Consider the following 13240-nt stretch of genomic DNA (forward strand, 5'->3'; position numbering starts at 1 on the left):
CCGATGTCCACACGGCCTGTCTTCCGCGATGATCATGATCTGTTCCGCGAACAGGTGCGCCGCTTCATCGATGAACACATCGCTCCGCACTACCTGCAGTGGGAACGCGAAGGCATCACCCCGCGCGCGCTCTGGCGTGCCGCTGGCCAGGCCGGGCTGCTCAACTGCCAGTTGCCCGAGCCCTATGGACTGGGCGGCGACCACGGCCACGCCGCCTGCGTGATCGAGGAACTGGCCCGCGCCAATTTCCTCGGCATCGGCTTTTCCATCCATTCGGACATGGTCGCGCCGTACCTGATGCAGTACGGCACCCCGGCCGCGCGCGACCGCTGGCTGCCGAAGATGGCCCGCGGCGAGGCGATTGGTGCGATCGCCATGACCGAGCCCGGTTCCGGCAGCGATCTGAAGACCCTGCGCACGCACGCCGAAGCGGTGGATGGTGGCTACCGGCTGAGCGGGCAGAAGACCTGGATCACCAATGGCAGCAATGCCGACGTCGCGGTGGTGGTCGCCACGGTCGCGCCGGAACTCGGCGCCGGTGGCTTGACCCTGTTCTGCGTGGACCTGCATGCGGCGGGCGTCGGCCGTGGCGCACCGATCGCGAAGGTCGGCCAGCATGCGCAGGACACTACCGAGTTGTTCTTCGAAGAGGTGTTTGTCCCTGCCGATCAACTGCTGGGCGAAGAACGCCGTGGTTTCGCCTGCCTTGAGGATCAGCTTGCGGCCGAACGCCTGGCCATCGCGCTGCGCGCCGCCGCCTCGGCGGAGGGCATGCTGGCCGAGACCGTGGCGTATGTGCAACAGCGCAAGGCATTCGGGCGACTGCTGATCGACCACCAGAACACCCGCTTCGTGCTGGCTTCGGCGGCTTCGCAGCTGGCCATGCTGCGGAGCTTCCTCGATCACTGCCTGGGCGAGCAGATGCAGGGCCGGCTGGCACCGACGCGCGCAGCGATGGCCAAGCTCAACGCCACCGAACTGCAGGGCAGGATACTGGACGACCTGCTGCAGCTGCATGGAGGCTATGGCTACAGCAGTGAATATGGCATCGGCCGTGCCTGGGCCGATGCGCGCGCGCTGCGCATCTTCGGCGGCACCAGCGAAATTCTGCGCGACATCATCGGCCGCGCGTTGTAACAACCAAAAAGGGGACGGAGGGGATTAAGTCGTTTGTGCCATAAACGACTTAATCCCCTCCGTCCCCTTTTTGCGTGCCGGCTCCGGGCTCAGATTCCCCAGCGCTTGCGCAGTGCCTCCCCTTGCGGCGTGTCCTGCGACAGCCAGGGGTCCAGCGCATACACCAGCACATGCTGCGCGCCACTATCGCGCGCCCATGCCAATTGCCGCTGGATGCGCGCGGCATCGGCCGTCTCGCCCTTGAAGGCGCTGCCATAGGCTGCGCTGCCGGGCAGCTCGCGGAACAGCTCGACGATGGCATCGAAACCGATGTCGTGTGCATGGAAATGGTCGAGCAGCGGCTGCAGCTGCTGCACATTGCCGGCGCCGGCCACACCCACGCCATCCTGCACCATCGGCCGCAGCGTGGCCTGTGCCAGCACTGCCTGCCACATCGTGACCAGGTTGCCCGTAGTCTGCAGGCGACTGAAGTAGCACGAGATCGCGCAGTCACCGCCGCGCGCGCTGGCGGCCTGCTGCAGTCCGTGCAACCACTGCGCCAACCACTGCTGGCGCGCCGGATCGGCCCAGTGGTACTGCTCCAGTTCGTAGGGCACGTACCAGCCATCGAAGGCGGGTTGTTTCGACCACGGTGCCTGCGCCAACCAGCCCCGTGCCTGCGCCAGGCTGTCGGCCAGGAACGCCTGCAGCGTGGCATCGTCGGCGCCGATGGCCTGCCACCAGCGCTGCTGGAACGGCAAGCCGACGCGGATGCGGATGTTGGTCTGGCTGGCGGCGGCAAACAGCTGCTGCAGGCTGCTGTCAGGCAGCGACCAGTCGCCCTCGTTGCCACCGATGATGCCGGTCCACTGCAGCACCAGTTGCCGGCAGCCCAGCGTGTGCGCCAGCTTCAGGGAACGCTGCCAGTCGGCCAGGCCCCACTGCAGGTGGCTGCGCCAGGGCTGCAGGAAGGTGCCATCCACCTGCACCGGCAACGAGCAGCCGGGCAGGGTGGCCAGCGCCCCAGCCAGCGGTGCCAGCAATGCCGCGCGCAGCAGGCGACGGCGAAGTGGTGATGACGGATCGGCGGACAGGGCAGGCGCATCCATGTCCGCATCATCCCAGAGCGCCGTGCGCGGCAGGTGAACCGCACCCGTAGTGCCGGCCGCTGGCCGGCATCGATTACCGCTTATTCCAGCGCGTAGCGCAGGGTGAACAGTACTGCGACCAGCCACACCGCCGGGTGCACTTCGCGCCAGCGGCCGGTGCCGGCCTTCAGCACGGCATAGGCGATGAAGCCGAAGGCCAGGCCATTGGCGATGGAGTAGGTGAACGGCATCGCCAGCGCGCACAGTGCCGCCGGCACCGATTCGGTCAGGTCGCTCCAGTCCACTTCCACCAGTTCGCGCAGCATCAGCCCGGCCACGAACAGCAGGGCCGGTGCGGTGGCATAACCAGGCACCATCGCCGCCAGGGGCGAGAACAGCAGGGCGGCCAGGAACAGCGCCGATACCACCAGCGCGGTCAGGCCGGTGCGGCCGCCCACCTGCACGCCCGAGGCGCTTTCGGCGAAGGCGGTGGTACTGCTGGTGCCGAGCAGCGAACCGGCCACGATGGCCGTGCTGTCGGCCAGCAGTGCGCGGCCGAAGCGCTTCTGCGCACCTGGCAGCTTCAGCAGGCCGGCGCGGCCGACCACGCCATACAGCGTGCCGGTGGCATCGAACACCTCCACCAGTACGAACACCAGCACCACCTGCAGCAGTACCGCGATCGGTGCGCCGCCGTCGTGGTGCAGCAGCCCGGGCAGGTCCAGCTGCAGGAAGGTCGGCGCCAGGCTCGGCGGCAACGACACCAGCCCCTGGTACTGCACATCGCCCAACGCCCAGCCGGCGGCGGTCACCGCCAGGATGCCGATCAGGATCGCACCACGGATGCGGCGCGCTTCCAGCACCGCGATCAGCAGGAAGCCGGCCAGCGCCAGCAGCGGCGGTGCAGTATTCAGCGGACCCAGCGCCACCAGCGTGTCTTCGTTGCCGACGATCACGCCGGATTTCTGCAGCGCGATGATCGCCAGGAACAGGCCGATGCCGGCCACGATCGCCGAACGCAGCGAGGCCGGGATACCCGACACCAGCCATGCGCGGACACCGGTCAGCGACAGCACCAGGAACACCAGGCCGGAAATGAACACCGCGGCCAACGCCTGCTGCCACGGCAGGCCAGCGGCGCCGACCACGGTGAAGGCGAAGAACGCGTTCAGGCCCATGCCCGGTGCCATGCCGACCGGGAAGTTGGCCGCCAGCGCCATCACCGCCGAACCCAGCGCGGCGGCCAGGCAGGTGGCCACGAACACCGCACCTGCATCCATGCCGGTGGTGCCCAGGATCTCCGGGTTCACGAAGACGATGTAGGACATCGTCAGGAAGGTGGTGACACCGGCCAGCAGCTCGGTGCGCACGGTGGTGCCGTGCTGCTGCAGCTGGAACAGGCGTTCTAACAGGGACATGGGGGTTCTCACGATGGCGTCGCCAGCAAGCGGGCGACCCACAAAAGGAGAAAGGCCGCGCGAGCGCGGCCTTTCCTGTTGCCTTACTTCAGCGCCTTGAAGCGCAGGCGCTTCGGCGCAGCGTCGTCGCCCATGCGGCGGCGCTTGTCTTCTTCGTACTCGCGGTAGTTGCCCTGGAAGAACTCCACGTGCGAATCGCCTTCGAACGCCAGGATGTGGGTCGCGATGCGATCCAGGAACCAGCGGTCATGCGAGATGACGAAGGTGTTGCCCGGGAACTCCAGCAGCGCATCTTCCAGTGCACGCAGGGTTTCGATGTCCAGATCGTTGGACGGTTCGTCGAGCAGCAGCACATTGCCACCCTGCAGCAGGGTCTTGGCCATGTGCAGGCGGCCACGCTCACCACCGGACAGCGAACCCACCATCTTCTGCTGGTCCTGGCCCTTGAAGTTGAAGCGGCCGATGTAGGCGCGCGACTGGATCTCGATGCCGTTGATGTTGAGGATGTCCAGGCCGCCGGCGATTTCCTGGAAGACGTTGTGGTTGCCTTCCAGCGCGTCGCGGCTCTGGTCCACGTAGGACAGCTTCACGGTCGGGCCGACCACGATCTCGCCGGTATCCGGCTTTTCCTTGCCGGTGATCATCTTGAACAGGGTCGACTTACCGGCACCGTTCGGGCCGATGATGCCGACGATGGCGCCGGCCGGCACCAGGAAGTTCAGGTTGTCGAACAGCAGGCGATCGCCGAACTTCTTGGAGACATTCTTGAACTCCATCACCGCATTGCCCAGGCGCTCGCCCGGCGGGATGAAGATTTCATTGGTCTCGTTGCGCTTCTGGTAATCAACCGACTGCAGCTCTTCCAGGCGGGCCAGACGGGCCTTGCCCTTGGTACGGCCACCCTTGGCGTTCTGGCGCGACCACTCCAGTTCCTTCTGGATCGCCTTCTGGCGAGCCTTTTCCTGGTTGTCTTCCTGCTTCAGGCGCTCATCCTTCTGGGTCAGCCAGTCGGTGTAGTTGCCCTTCCACGGAATGCCGCGGCCGCGGTCAAGTTCCAGGATCCACTCGGCGGCGTTGTCCAGGAAGTAGCGATCATGGGTGACCGCCACGACGGTGCCGGTGTAGCGCGCCAGGAACTGCTCCAGCCATTCCACCGACTCGGCGTCGAGGTGGTTGGTCGGTTCGTCGAGCAGCAGCATGTCCGGCTTCTGCAGCAGCAGGCGGCACAGCGCCACGCGGCGCTTCTCACCACCGGACAGCTTGCCGACGACGGCGTCCCACGGCGGCAGGCGCAGCGCGTCGGCGGCCACGTCCAGCTGGTTTTCCAGGGTGTGTGCATCACCGGCGGCCAGGATCGCCTCCAGGCGCTCCTGTTCCTTGGCCAGCGCGTCGAAGTCGGCGCCTTCCTCGGCATAGGCGGCGTACACCGCGTCCAGCGCGGCCTGTGCCTGCAGCACTTCGCCCACGCCTTCCTCGACCGCTTCACGCACGGTCTTGGTCGGGTCCAGTTCCGGTTCCTGCGCCAGGTAGCCGACCTTGATGCCGGCCTGCGGGCGGGCTTCGCCCTCGAAATCGGTGTCCACGCCGGCCATGATCTTCAGCACGGTGGACTTGCCGGCGCCGTTCAGGCCCAGCAGGCCGATCTTCGCGCCCGGGAAGAAGGACAGCGAGATGTCCTTGATGATCTGCCGCTTGGGCGGGACCACCTTGGACACGCGGTTCATGGTGTAGATGTATTGCGAGGACATGAGGTCTCCGTAGGCGCGACCCTGCGCCCGACCCGTCACGGGGAACTTCCCGTTGCGGCAGCGGGCACAGACTGAATGGAATACCCCCAATTATAGCCGGAACCGGTTCCGGCCCGCGCTGCTGCAAGTGCCCGGGACTGGCCGGGGCCTGAATACCCGGTCACAGTCCTGCGGCGGGAAGCGTTTCCAGCCGGAAACGGTTCAGATCGGGTGCGCAATATGGTCTCACCACTCACCCAAGCAGAGGTCTGACATGCGCATCAATCGAGTAATGGCCGGAGCTGTGGCCTCTGTGCTGGCATTCGGCGCCGTCGCCCCGGCCTTCGCCGACAACGACCATCGTGGCCGTGATCACGACCGCCGCGAGTGGCGCGAAGACCGCCGCGAATGGCGGCAGGACCGCCGCGACTGGGAACGCGACCGCCGCGAGGCCCGGCGCGACTGGCACCGCGACCACGACCGCTACTATCGCCCGGCGCCGCCGCGGGTGGTGTACCGCCCGGCACCGCCGCCGCCGCGTTATGGCTGGCGCGTGGGCTACCCGTACCGCAACTACTACTCCGGACCGGTCTACGTGGTGAACGACTACCCGCGCTACCACCTGCGCCGCCCGCCGTACGGCCACCAGTGGATCCGCGATGACCGCGGCAACATGCTGATGGTGGCCATTGCCACCGGCGTGATCGCCCAGTACGTGCTCAGCGGCCGTTGAACATCGCGGTCGGGGCCGGATCCCTTTCCAGCGGAAAGGCCCTGACCCCACGAAAGAAACCATACGGGGCCGGATTCCTTCGCGAACGCCGGCCCCGGTTCGTTTCGGCCCCAGCGGGCCGGTGCGGGGCTACAATCGGGGGCTGAAGTCGTACCCCTTTCCCTGCCTGCTGGAGTACCCGATGTTCCCGCGTGACGTCCGCATCGAATCCTACGATCCCGAACTGGCCAAGGCCATCGCCGCTGAGACCCAGCGCCAGGAAGACCACGTCGAGCTGATCGCCAGCGAGAACTACACCAGCCCGGCAGTGATGGAAGCCCAGGGCAGCCAGCTGACCAACAAGTACGCCGAAGGCTACCCGGGCAAGCGCTACTACGGTGGCTGCGAATACGTGGACATCGCCGAGCAGCTGGCGATCGACCGCCTCAAGCAGCTGTTCGGCGCGGACTATGCCAACGTGCAGCCGCACAGCGGCTCGCAGGCCAACCAGGCCGTGTACTTCGCGCTGCTGCAGCCGGGTGACACCATCCTCGGCATGAGCCTGGCCCACGGCGGCCACCTTACCCACGGTGCCAAGGTCAATGCCTCCGGCAAGCTGTTCAACGCCGTGCAGTACGGTGTGAACGACCAGGGCCTGATCGATTACGACGAAGTCGAGCGCCTGGCCCTGGAGCACAAGCCGAAGATGGTCGTGGCCGGCTTCTCGGCCTACTCGCAGGTGATCGACTGGGCGCGCTTCCGCGCCATCGCCGACAAGGTCGGTGCCTATCTGTTCGTCGACATGGCCCACGTCGCCGGCCTGGTCGCCGCTGGCGTCTACCCGAGCCCGCTGGAACACGCCCACGTGGTCACCTCGACCACCCACAAGACCCTGCGCGGCCCGCGCGGCGGCATCATCGTCGCCAAGGGCGCCGACGAGGACCTGGTCAAGAAGCTGCAGTCGATCGTGTTCCCGGGTATCCAGGGCGGTCCGCTGATGCACGTCATCGCCGGCAAGGCCGTGGCCTTCAAGGAAGCACTGGAGCCGGGCTTCAAGGCCTACCAGCAGCAGGTGGTGAAGAACGCCCAGGCGATGGCCAATACGCTGATCGCGCGCGGCTACAAGATCGTCTCCGGCGGCACCCAGAACCACCTGATGCTGGTCGACATGATCGGCAAGGACGTGTCCGGCAAGGATGCGGAAGCCGCGCTGGGCAAGGCCCACATCACCGTCAACAAGAACTCGGTGCCGAACGACCCGCGTTCGCCGTTCGTGACCTCGGGCCTGCGCCTGGGTACCCCGGCGGTCACCACCCGTGGCTACGTCGAACAGGACTGTGTGGATCTGGCCAACTGGATCGCCGATGTGCTCGACGCGCCGGCTGATGAAGCGGTCATCGCCCGCGTGCGCGACGCGGTCAGCGCGCAGTGCCGCAAGTACCCGGTCTACGGCTGATCGAACCAGGGGTCGGATCCCTTTCCGGACGGGAAGGGCTCTGACCCCGCCACCAGGAATCCCGCGCATGGATGAAAGCGGACACAAGCGCATGGTGGCGGTTGGCGGTCTGTTGCTGGGCCTGCCCGCACTTGCTGCCGGCGGGACCGTCGCGGTGCTGGGGCTGATGGTCGTGGCGGACGGAAAGTATCTGTCCGGCAACGAACCCACCGTGCTGCTGCTGTGGTCGTCGGGCGGCGTCATCGGCCTGCTGTCGTGGTTGTGGCTGAGCGGTGTGTTCCTGCGCCGTGGCCGCGCCGGCCTGCGGCAATCATCGCCTGCGCCATGGCTGGGGTTGCTGATGGGCGCTCTGGCGGCGTTGGCGGTGGTCGCCGTCACACTGCACCTCGTGTTCAAGCAGGGCGAATTCGCCCTGCTTGCCTACCTCGGATTGGGCCCGCCGTTTCTGTTGCCGGCCGCGCATCTGGCGTGGCTGCGCTGGGGCCGGACTGCCCTTGGAGCCGGCAAGGCAGGTTGAGCCGCCGGTCGGGCGCTCGGTTGGGCCGCTGCGCAGGCACTTTCGCGCAGACAGCATTTGCTGCTTCGGCCCTTCTCAGGTACCGTTGCGACGCTGCCATGACCGTGGCAGCAGGTATTCCCCTGAGCCAGGCGTTCCATGCACTGCCCCTTCTGCCAACATGCCGATACCCGGGTCATCGACTCGCGCGTCTCTGAAGACGGCGCGACGATCCGACGTCGGCGTGAGTGCGAGGCCTGCAATGAGCGTTTCAGTACTCTGGAGACGGTGGAGTTGAAGCTGCCGGCCATCGTCAAGAGTGATGGCACCCGCGAGGCGTTCGACGCGCGCAAGGTACGCGCCGGCTTCGATCGCGCGCTGCAGAAGCGTGCGGTACCGGAAGACAAGATCGAAGCGGCGGTGCGCGCGGTGGTCCACCAACTGCGCATCAGTGGTGAGCGCGAAGTGCCCTCGATCAAGGTCGGTGAGTTCGTGATGAACGAACTGCGCAAGCTTGATCACGTCGGCTACGTGCGTTTCGCTTCGGTGTACCGCAGCTTCGAGGACGTGGCCGATTTCCGCGAGGAGATCGAGAAGCTCGAGCGCGACCTGCCCTCCAGCACCGAACAGCTGCAGCTGCTGGGCGACGTGATCGCCCTGACCAAGAAAAAGAAGGGTTGACCGGCTCCATCCACGCATGGCGTGGATCTACTTTGCTCTGGTGGGTGCCAACCTTGGTTGGCATGGAGATCTCCATCCACGCATGGCGTGGATCTACCCCGGCCTGTCCAACCGCGGCATAAGGTAGCGCCGGGACATGCCCGGCGGGATCGACAGCGCTACCATGGCGGCATGAGCACTTCGTTCTCCGTCCTCGATCACCTGCACATGGCCAACGCACTGCGTCTGGCCGAGCGTGCTGCCTACACCACCCGCCCGAACCCGATGGTCGGCTGCGTGATCGCCCATGGCGAACGCGTGGTCGGGCAGGGCTGGCACCAGCGTGCCGGTGGCCCGCATGCCGAAGTATTCGCCCTGCGCGAGGCCGGTGGCGAAGCACATGGCGCCACCGCCTACGTCACCCTGGAGCCCTGCGCGCACTACGGGCGCACGCCGCCGTGCGCGCTGGCCCTGATCGAAGCGGGCGTGTCGCGTGTTGTTGCCGCGATGCGCGACCCATTCCCGAAGGTGGATGGCGGTGGCTTCGACCTGCTGCGCAACGCCGGTATCGAGGTTGCCGAAGGGCTGATGGCTGCGCAGGCCCGTGAGCTCAACAAGGGCTTCCTGTCCCGTGTGGAGCGTGGCCGTCCGTGGCTGCGGGTGAAACTGGCATCGAGTCTGGATGGTCGCACCGCCATGGCCGATGGCAGCTCCAAGTGGATCACCGGCGCGGCGGCGCGCGAGGATGTGCAGCATTGGCGTGCGCGCGCAGGCGCGATCCTGACCGGTGCTGACACCGTGATCGCCGACGACCCGATGCTGACCGTGCGCCTGGCCGATACCGAAGTGATGCCGCCACTGCGCGTGGTACTCGACTCGCGTCTGCGTTCGCTGGAATGCGGTCGTGTGCGCGAGGGCGGAGCACCGACGCTGTACCTGCACGATGCGATGGTCAGCCCGCCCGACGCAGCCGACGCGGCATTCGCCAGCGTGACGGTGCGTCACGGTCACCTTGATCTGGGCGCAGTGTTGGCGTTGCTGGCCGAACGCGGCATCAACGAAGTGCATACCGAAGCCGGCGCGACATTGGCCGGTGCGCTGCTGCGCGGTGGTTGGGTGGACGAACTGCTGCTGTACCAGGCGCCCACGCTGCTGGGCGACAGCGGCCGGCCTTTGCTGGCCGGTCTGGGCATTGATGCCATGGACCAGCAGCGTCGCCTGCGCGTAGTGGATCAACGCCAGGTGGGCGACGATCTGCGGTTGCTTCTGCGGCCCTGATACGTTTCACGCGCTTCCTGCATGCCCGGGCTTCTACTCCGGGAATGTCAGCAGCAGCTCGACCCACTGGTGCATCGGCGGCAGGTCCTGTGCCGCCCAGACATCCTCCTCGTTGAGCCGTGCCATGACCACGTTGCCGGCATGGACGCGCTTGGGAGCCCGTTGCAGCAGGGCGATCGCTTCGTGAACCGCTGCCAGTTCGCCCTCATCACCCGGCTCGCGAACCGCGTCGTCCGGCGTGCTTTCCTTTATCGCCGCGTAGTCGGGTACCTGGCAGGCATAGGCAACGATGGCGATCTGGATGTCGTCACCGTCGCGGCGTTCGCTGCCCGTGCTGCGGCAGTGGCTCTGCCGCAGCGCCAGCGCCACCTGGCGCGAAAGTTCGCGGCCAGCGCGCGTGCGCTCGTTGTCCGGCGGAGCGTCGCCAACGACCATCCGGTCCACCGCATCTTCCCAGCGTTCGGTGCGCAATGGCATGCCGGTCAATGCGGCTACCTGTGCCTCGGCATCGGCGTCACCTTCCAGCATGAACCGCGCGAACAGGTCGAAGCTCTGTTCCGGTGTCGGCACCGGTGCCTGCGCAGAGGCAGCTGAAGCAACCAACAGCAGCAAGCACAGCAGGCGCGGCATCATCCGGCCTCGTCGGGCAGGTGTTCATTCCATTCGAAGAATGGCAGGAACGCGTCGGCAACCGCGCTCAACAGTGGCGTTGGGTTGCCGATGCGCCAGGCGGCGCCGTCATGGTCGCGATGGAATGACATGCCAATGATCCTCTCGTGATCCGGTGCCACCGAAATCATCCGGGTGTACGCCGCTGCCAGCGGTATTGCCATCTGCGGCCGGTGTGGTCCATTGAACGGCACCGGATGCTGTCGATACACCGGCAGCAATGCGCTCAGATCGGGCAGGCGGCAACGGAAGGTGACGTCGGCAATTCCGGCCTGCGGGTAGCGCACGCTGTCGGTGCTGCAATGGACCGATCGCTGCCGCGTGCGCACGGCTGCGGCGGCCTGCGGCCAATCGGCCAGTTCGGGCGCCTGCTCCAGGTGGCTCATCGTTGCCAGCGCGGCAGCGATTGCCGGTCCATTGTCGCTCCGCAGATAGCGTGCCAGCGTCGCCTGCGCGTCGTCGTCGCCGTGCACGATCACCTGCGCATACAGGTCGAATACCTGCATGGATGGATCGGCAGCAGCCTGTGCCGCAACCGGGGCGAGCAGCATCGCGGCCAGCCCCAGGTGCTTCAACGCAGCCATGTCACGCGCATTCGTCGGTCCACATCATCTCGGCGATCGGGCGCAGTGCCTTGCACTCCTGCGTCATTTCCTCGGGCGACTGCACCTGTGCCTTGGCCTTCAGTTCCTCGGCCATGGCATCTACGCCGCTGACCTGGTCCGGGGCGATCTTCGCCACGCATGCGCGGTGCTGCTGCAGCAGCAGGTCGCAACCGGGCACGCCGGTGACCTTCGGCGCCTTTGCAGCTTCGGCGTCCTGCAGCCAATCCTCGAACGGCGCCAGCTGGCCCAGCACCGGGCCGACCAGATCATCGAAGTTGCCGCTGTACCAGTAGGCATTGTCCTTGGCGGTGTACAGGGTCAGGGTGCCGGTCACCGGGCGTCGCGTGCCGCTCTGCAACGCCTTGGTGTAGGCCTCGGTGAAGCGGGTGCGGGTGGCGGGCGATCCATCGCTCAGGCTGGCGGCGAACAGCGGGCGCACACTGGACAGATCGACCAGCTGGCAGCTGAAGTCGACCTTGGCGATCTTCTGGTCGTCCACGTACTCGTTGTCCTCCACGCTGCTGCGCGTGGCGCGGCACTGCGAGCCCTTCAGCGCGGTGGCGTACAGCGCCTCGGCGGCTGCCGGGTCGACCTTGGCGCCGGTGGTGGCCAACACCGTCAGCCACGGCTCGGACAGCGCCTTGGCCAGGCCACCCGGGGTCGGGGTCAACGCGTCTTCGCCGCTGAAGGCCGGCTTCAATGCTTCGTTGAGGCTGCGCGTGGCGGCGGCATCGTCTTCCAGCAGCGCGCGCGCGTACAGGTCGAACGTCTGTTCCGGCGTCAGCGCGGCTGGCGCGGCGCTGGCGAACATCGGAGCGAACAGCAGGGCCGAGGCCAGCAGGGTGCGCAGAGGGGTGTTCATCATGGGAATTCCTGTTCCAGAAGCGCGCAAGCCTAGCGCATCCACGCGCACGTTCGATGGCGTCATGTGATCACGTGCCGGTGCGCGCGGGCCAAAAAAACAGGCCCCTTTCGGGGCCCGTTCGATCGCACGACGACGATCGGGCAATCAGAAGCTGGCGCGGACGCCGGCGGAGTACTGGGTGACGTCGCGGTAGCCGGAGATCTCGCCCACCAGACCCCAGGTCTTGGTGAAGTTGATCTGGCCGCCGACGGTGCCGACCCAGGTGCCCTTGAAGTTGTTGCCACCGTCCATGTAGCCGGCCTTGGCCCAGGCTTCGGTCATGCGCGACGGCTTGCCGCGGATACCCATAGTGACGCGGCCCAGGTTGCTGTGGTCCTTGCCGTGGTAACGAACGCCGTCATAACGCAGGGTCGATTCGGCGTTCTGGCGCACCCAGGCGGCATCGGCGGTGAAGTCCAGGCGGTCGGTCCACGGCATGTGGTAGCCGATACCCAGCTCCGGCTGGTTCAGTTCCAGCTTCAGCGAGTCTTCGCCGTAGTGACGGGTCTTGCTGGTGCGCGACCAGCCACCGAACACGTAGACCTGCTCGGCCAGCGCGACCGAACCACGCAGATAGCCACCGTCGACCTTCGGGTCGTCCAGTGCGTTGTCGTCAACCTTGACCTGCGTCCAGCCGCCTTCAACGTAGGTGTAGCTCAGGGCTTCGGCCGAAGCCGAGAACGGGGCGGCGGCCAGCAGGGCGGCCACGATCAGGATCTTGCGCATGGGAATTCCTGTGAATTTCAGTCCATTGGCGGGCCTGCCCTTGCGGCTGCCCGTGGCGACCTCATGTCGTCCGACCGCCGAGTTTAATGAAAGTTTTACGAAAGGCCAGCCGCTGGTGACCCTGCGCCTGTCATAACGAGAACCCAGTCACAACTGAACGGTAGCCAGCCGGGGCCGCCCCGGCCCCGCAGAGGGGGCTGCTACACTACCCGGGCCGGTTCGCCGGTACACAAACGTCTTCAGGGCGGGGTGCGATTCCCCACCGGCGGTAGGTGCGCAAGCACGAGCCCGCGAGCGCCCCGGCCTTACCGTCGGGGGTCAGCAGATCCGGTCCAATGCCGGAGCCGACGGTCATAGTCCGGATGAAAGAAGACGGTGCTACAGG

Annotated in this window: 13 protein-coding genes and 1 riboswitch; of the genes, 6 read left to right on the plus strand and 7 right to left on the minus strand. The window is 66.6% G+C overall.

Going from position 1 to position 13240, the window contains the following annotated elements; genetic code table 11:
• Positions 1-3: 3 nt before the first annotated feature.
• Positions 4-1137, plus strand: a complete 1134-nt coding sequence (locus ABH900_RS13680) for an acyl-CoA dehydrogenase family protein (protein ID WP_429623501.1) — start codon at positions 4-6, stop codon at positions 1135-1137.
• Positions 1138-1226: 89 nt separating this feature from the next.
• Here ABH900_RS13680 and ABH900_RS13685 read toward each other — a convergent pair whose 3' ends face one another.
• From ABH900_RS13685 to ettA, 3 genes are all read right to left on the minus strand, one after another.
• Positions 1227-2225 (minus strand): DUF4434 domain-containing protein, encoded by a 999-nt coding sequence (locus ABH900_RS13685; protein WP_429623502.1) that lies wholly within the window; start codon positions 2223-2225, stop codon positions 1227-1229.
• Positions 2226-2305: 80 nt separating this feature from the next.
• Positions 2306-3622 (minus strand): NCS2 family permease, encoded by a 1317-nt coding sequence (locus tag ABH900_RS13690; RefSeq protein WP_429623503.1) that lies wholly within the window; start codon positions 3620-3622, stop codon positions 2306-2308.
• Positions 3623-3705: 83 nt separating this feature from the next.
• Positions 3706-5370 (minus strand): energy-dependent translational throttle protein EttA, encoded by a 1665-nt coding sequence (gene ettA, locus ABH900_RS13695; RefSeq protein WP_429623504.1) that lies wholly within the window; start codon positions 5368-5370, stop codon positions 3706-3708.
• Positions 5371-5623: 253 nt separating this feature from the next.
• Between ettA and ABH900_RS13700 the strand changes: the two genes are divergently transcribed.
• The 5 genes from ABH900_RS13700 (at position 5624) to ribD (ending at position 9951) form a co-directional block, all read left to right on the plus strand.
• Positions 5624-6082 carry an RcnB family protein gene (locus ABH900_RS13700; protein WP_429623505.1) on the plus strand — a complete coding sequence of 153 codons (459 nt, stop codon included), beginning with the start codon at positions 5624-5626 and terminating at the stop codon, positions 6080-6082.
• 181 nt (positions 6083-6263) lie between these two features.
• The gene (gene glyA, locus ABH900_RS13705) at positions 6264-7517 is read left to right on the plus strand and encodes a serine hydroxymethyltransferase (protein WP_053509807.1); all 1254 of its coding nucleotides are present in this window, start codon (positions 6264-6266) and stop codon (positions 7515-7517) included.
• Positions 7518-7584: 67 nt separating this feature from the next.
• Positions 7585-8034 (plus strand): hypothetical protein, encoded by a 450-nt coding sequence (locus ABH900_RS13710; RefSeq protein ID WP_429623507.1) that lies wholly within the window; start codon positions 7585-7587, stop codon positions 8032-8034.
• Positions 8035-8172: 138 nt separating this feature from the next.
• Positions 8173-8694 (plus strand): transcriptional regulator NrdR, encoded by a 522-nt coding sequence (gene nrdR, locus ABH900_RS13715; protein WP_429623509.1) that lies wholly within the window; start codon positions 8173-8175, stop codon positions 8692-8694.
• Between the two features lie 171 nt (positions 8695-8865).
• Positions 8866-9951, plus strand: coding sequence for a bifunctional diaminohydroxyphosphoribosylaminopyrimidine deaminase/5-amino-6-(5-phosphoribosylamino)uracil reductase RibD (gene ribD / locus ABH900_RS13720; RefSeq protein WP_429623511.1), 1086 nt, complete (start codon positions 8866-8868; stop codon positions 9949-9951).
• A gap of 33 nt (positions 9952-9984) precedes the next feature.
• Here the strand turns inward: ribD and ABH900_RS13725 are convergent, their stop codons facing one another.
• The 4 genes from ABH900_RS13725 to ABH900_RS13740 all read right to left on the minus strand — a co-directional run bounded on the left by ABH900_RS13725 (position 9985) and on the right by ABH900_RS13740 (position 12855).
• Complete coding sequence (locus ABH900_RS13725) at positions 9985-10584, minus strand: hypothetical protein (protein WP_429623512.1); 600 nt, start codon at positions 10582-10584, stop codon at positions 9985-9987.
• Positions 10581-11204, minus strand: a complete 624-nt coding sequence (locus tag ABH900_RS13730; RefSeq protein WP_429623513.1) for a hypothetical protein — start codon at positions 11202-11204, stop codon at positions 10581-10583. The genes ABH900_RS13725 and ABH900_RS13730 overlap by 4 nt, the downstream gene beginning before the upstream one ends.
• Position 11205: 1 nt before the next feature.
• Complete coding sequence (locus ABH900_RS13735; RefSeq protein ID WP_429623514.1) at positions 11206-12087, minus strand: hypothetical protein; 882 nt, start codon at positions 12085-12087, stop codon at positions 11206-11208.
• A 147-nt stretch (positions 12088-12234) separates the two neighbouring features.
• Complete coding sequence (locus ABH900_RS13740; RefSeq protein WP_429623516.1) at positions 12235-12855, minus strand: hypothetical protein; 621 nt, start codon at positions 12853-12855, stop codon at positions 12235-12237.
• Positions 12856-13086: 231 nt separating this feature from the next.
• Positions 13087-13233, plus strand: a riboswitch (FMN riboswitch).
• Positions 13234-13240 lie beyond the last annotated feature (7 nt).

The sequence above is a fragment of the Stenotrophomonas sp. AN71 genome, assembly GCF_050435725.1.
Taxonomy (GTDB): Bacteria; Pseudomonadota; Gammaproteobacteria; order Xanthomonadales; family Xanthomonadaceae; genus Stenotrophomonas.

Coding starts and splice junctions, on each gene's coding strand:
- ABH900_RS13680 (WP_429623501.1), top strand. CDS start 4: ATGTCCACACGGCCTGTCTTCCGCGATGATCATGATCTGTTCCGCGAA.
- ABH900_RS13685 (WP_429623502.1), bottom strand. CDS start 2,225: ATGGATGCGCCTGCCCTGTCCGCCGATCCGTCATCACCACTTCGCCGT.
- ABH900_RS13690 (WP_429623503.1), bottom strand. CDS start 3,622: ATGTCCCTGTTAGAACGCCTGTTCCAGCTGCAGCAGCACGGCACCACC.
- ettA (WP_429623504.1), bottom strand. CDS start 5,370: ATGTCCTCGCAATACATCTACACCATGAACCGCGTGTCCAAGGTGGTC.
- ABH900_RS13700 (WP_429623505.1), top strand. CDS start 5,624: ATGCGCATCAATCGAGTAATGGCCGGAGCTGTGGCCTCTGTGCTGGCA.
- glyA (WP_053509807.1), top strand. CDS start 6,264: ATGTTCCCGCGTGACGTCCGCATCGAATCCTACGATCCCGAACTGGCC.
- ABH900_RS13710 (WP_429623507.1), top strand. CDS start 7,585: ATGGATGAAAGCGGACACAAGCGCATGGTGGCGGTTGGCGGTCTGTTG.
- nrdR (WP_429623509.1), top strand. CDS start 8,173: ATGCACTGCCCCTTCTGCCAACATGCCGATACCCGGGTCATCGACTCG.
- ribD (WP_429623511.1), top strand. CDS start 8,866: ATGAGCACTTCGTTCTCCGTCCTCGATCACCTGCACATGGCCAACGCA.
- ABH900_RS13725 (WP_429623512.1), bottom strand. CDS start 10,584: ATGATGCCGCGCCTGCTGTGCTTGCTGCTGTTGGTTGCTTCAGCTGCC.
- ABH900_RS13730 (WP_429623513.1), bottom strand. CDS start 11,204: ATGGCTGCGTTGAAGCACCTGGGGCTGGCCGCGATGCTGCTCGCCCCG.
- ABH900_RS13735 (WP_429623514.1), bottom strand. CDS start 12,087: ATGAACACCCCTCTGCGCACCCTGCTGGCCTCGGCCCTGCTGTTCGCT.
- ABH900_RS13740 (WP_429623516.1), bottom strand. CDS start 12,855: ATGCGCAAGATCCTGATCGTGGCCGCCCTGCTGGCCGCCGCCCCGTTC.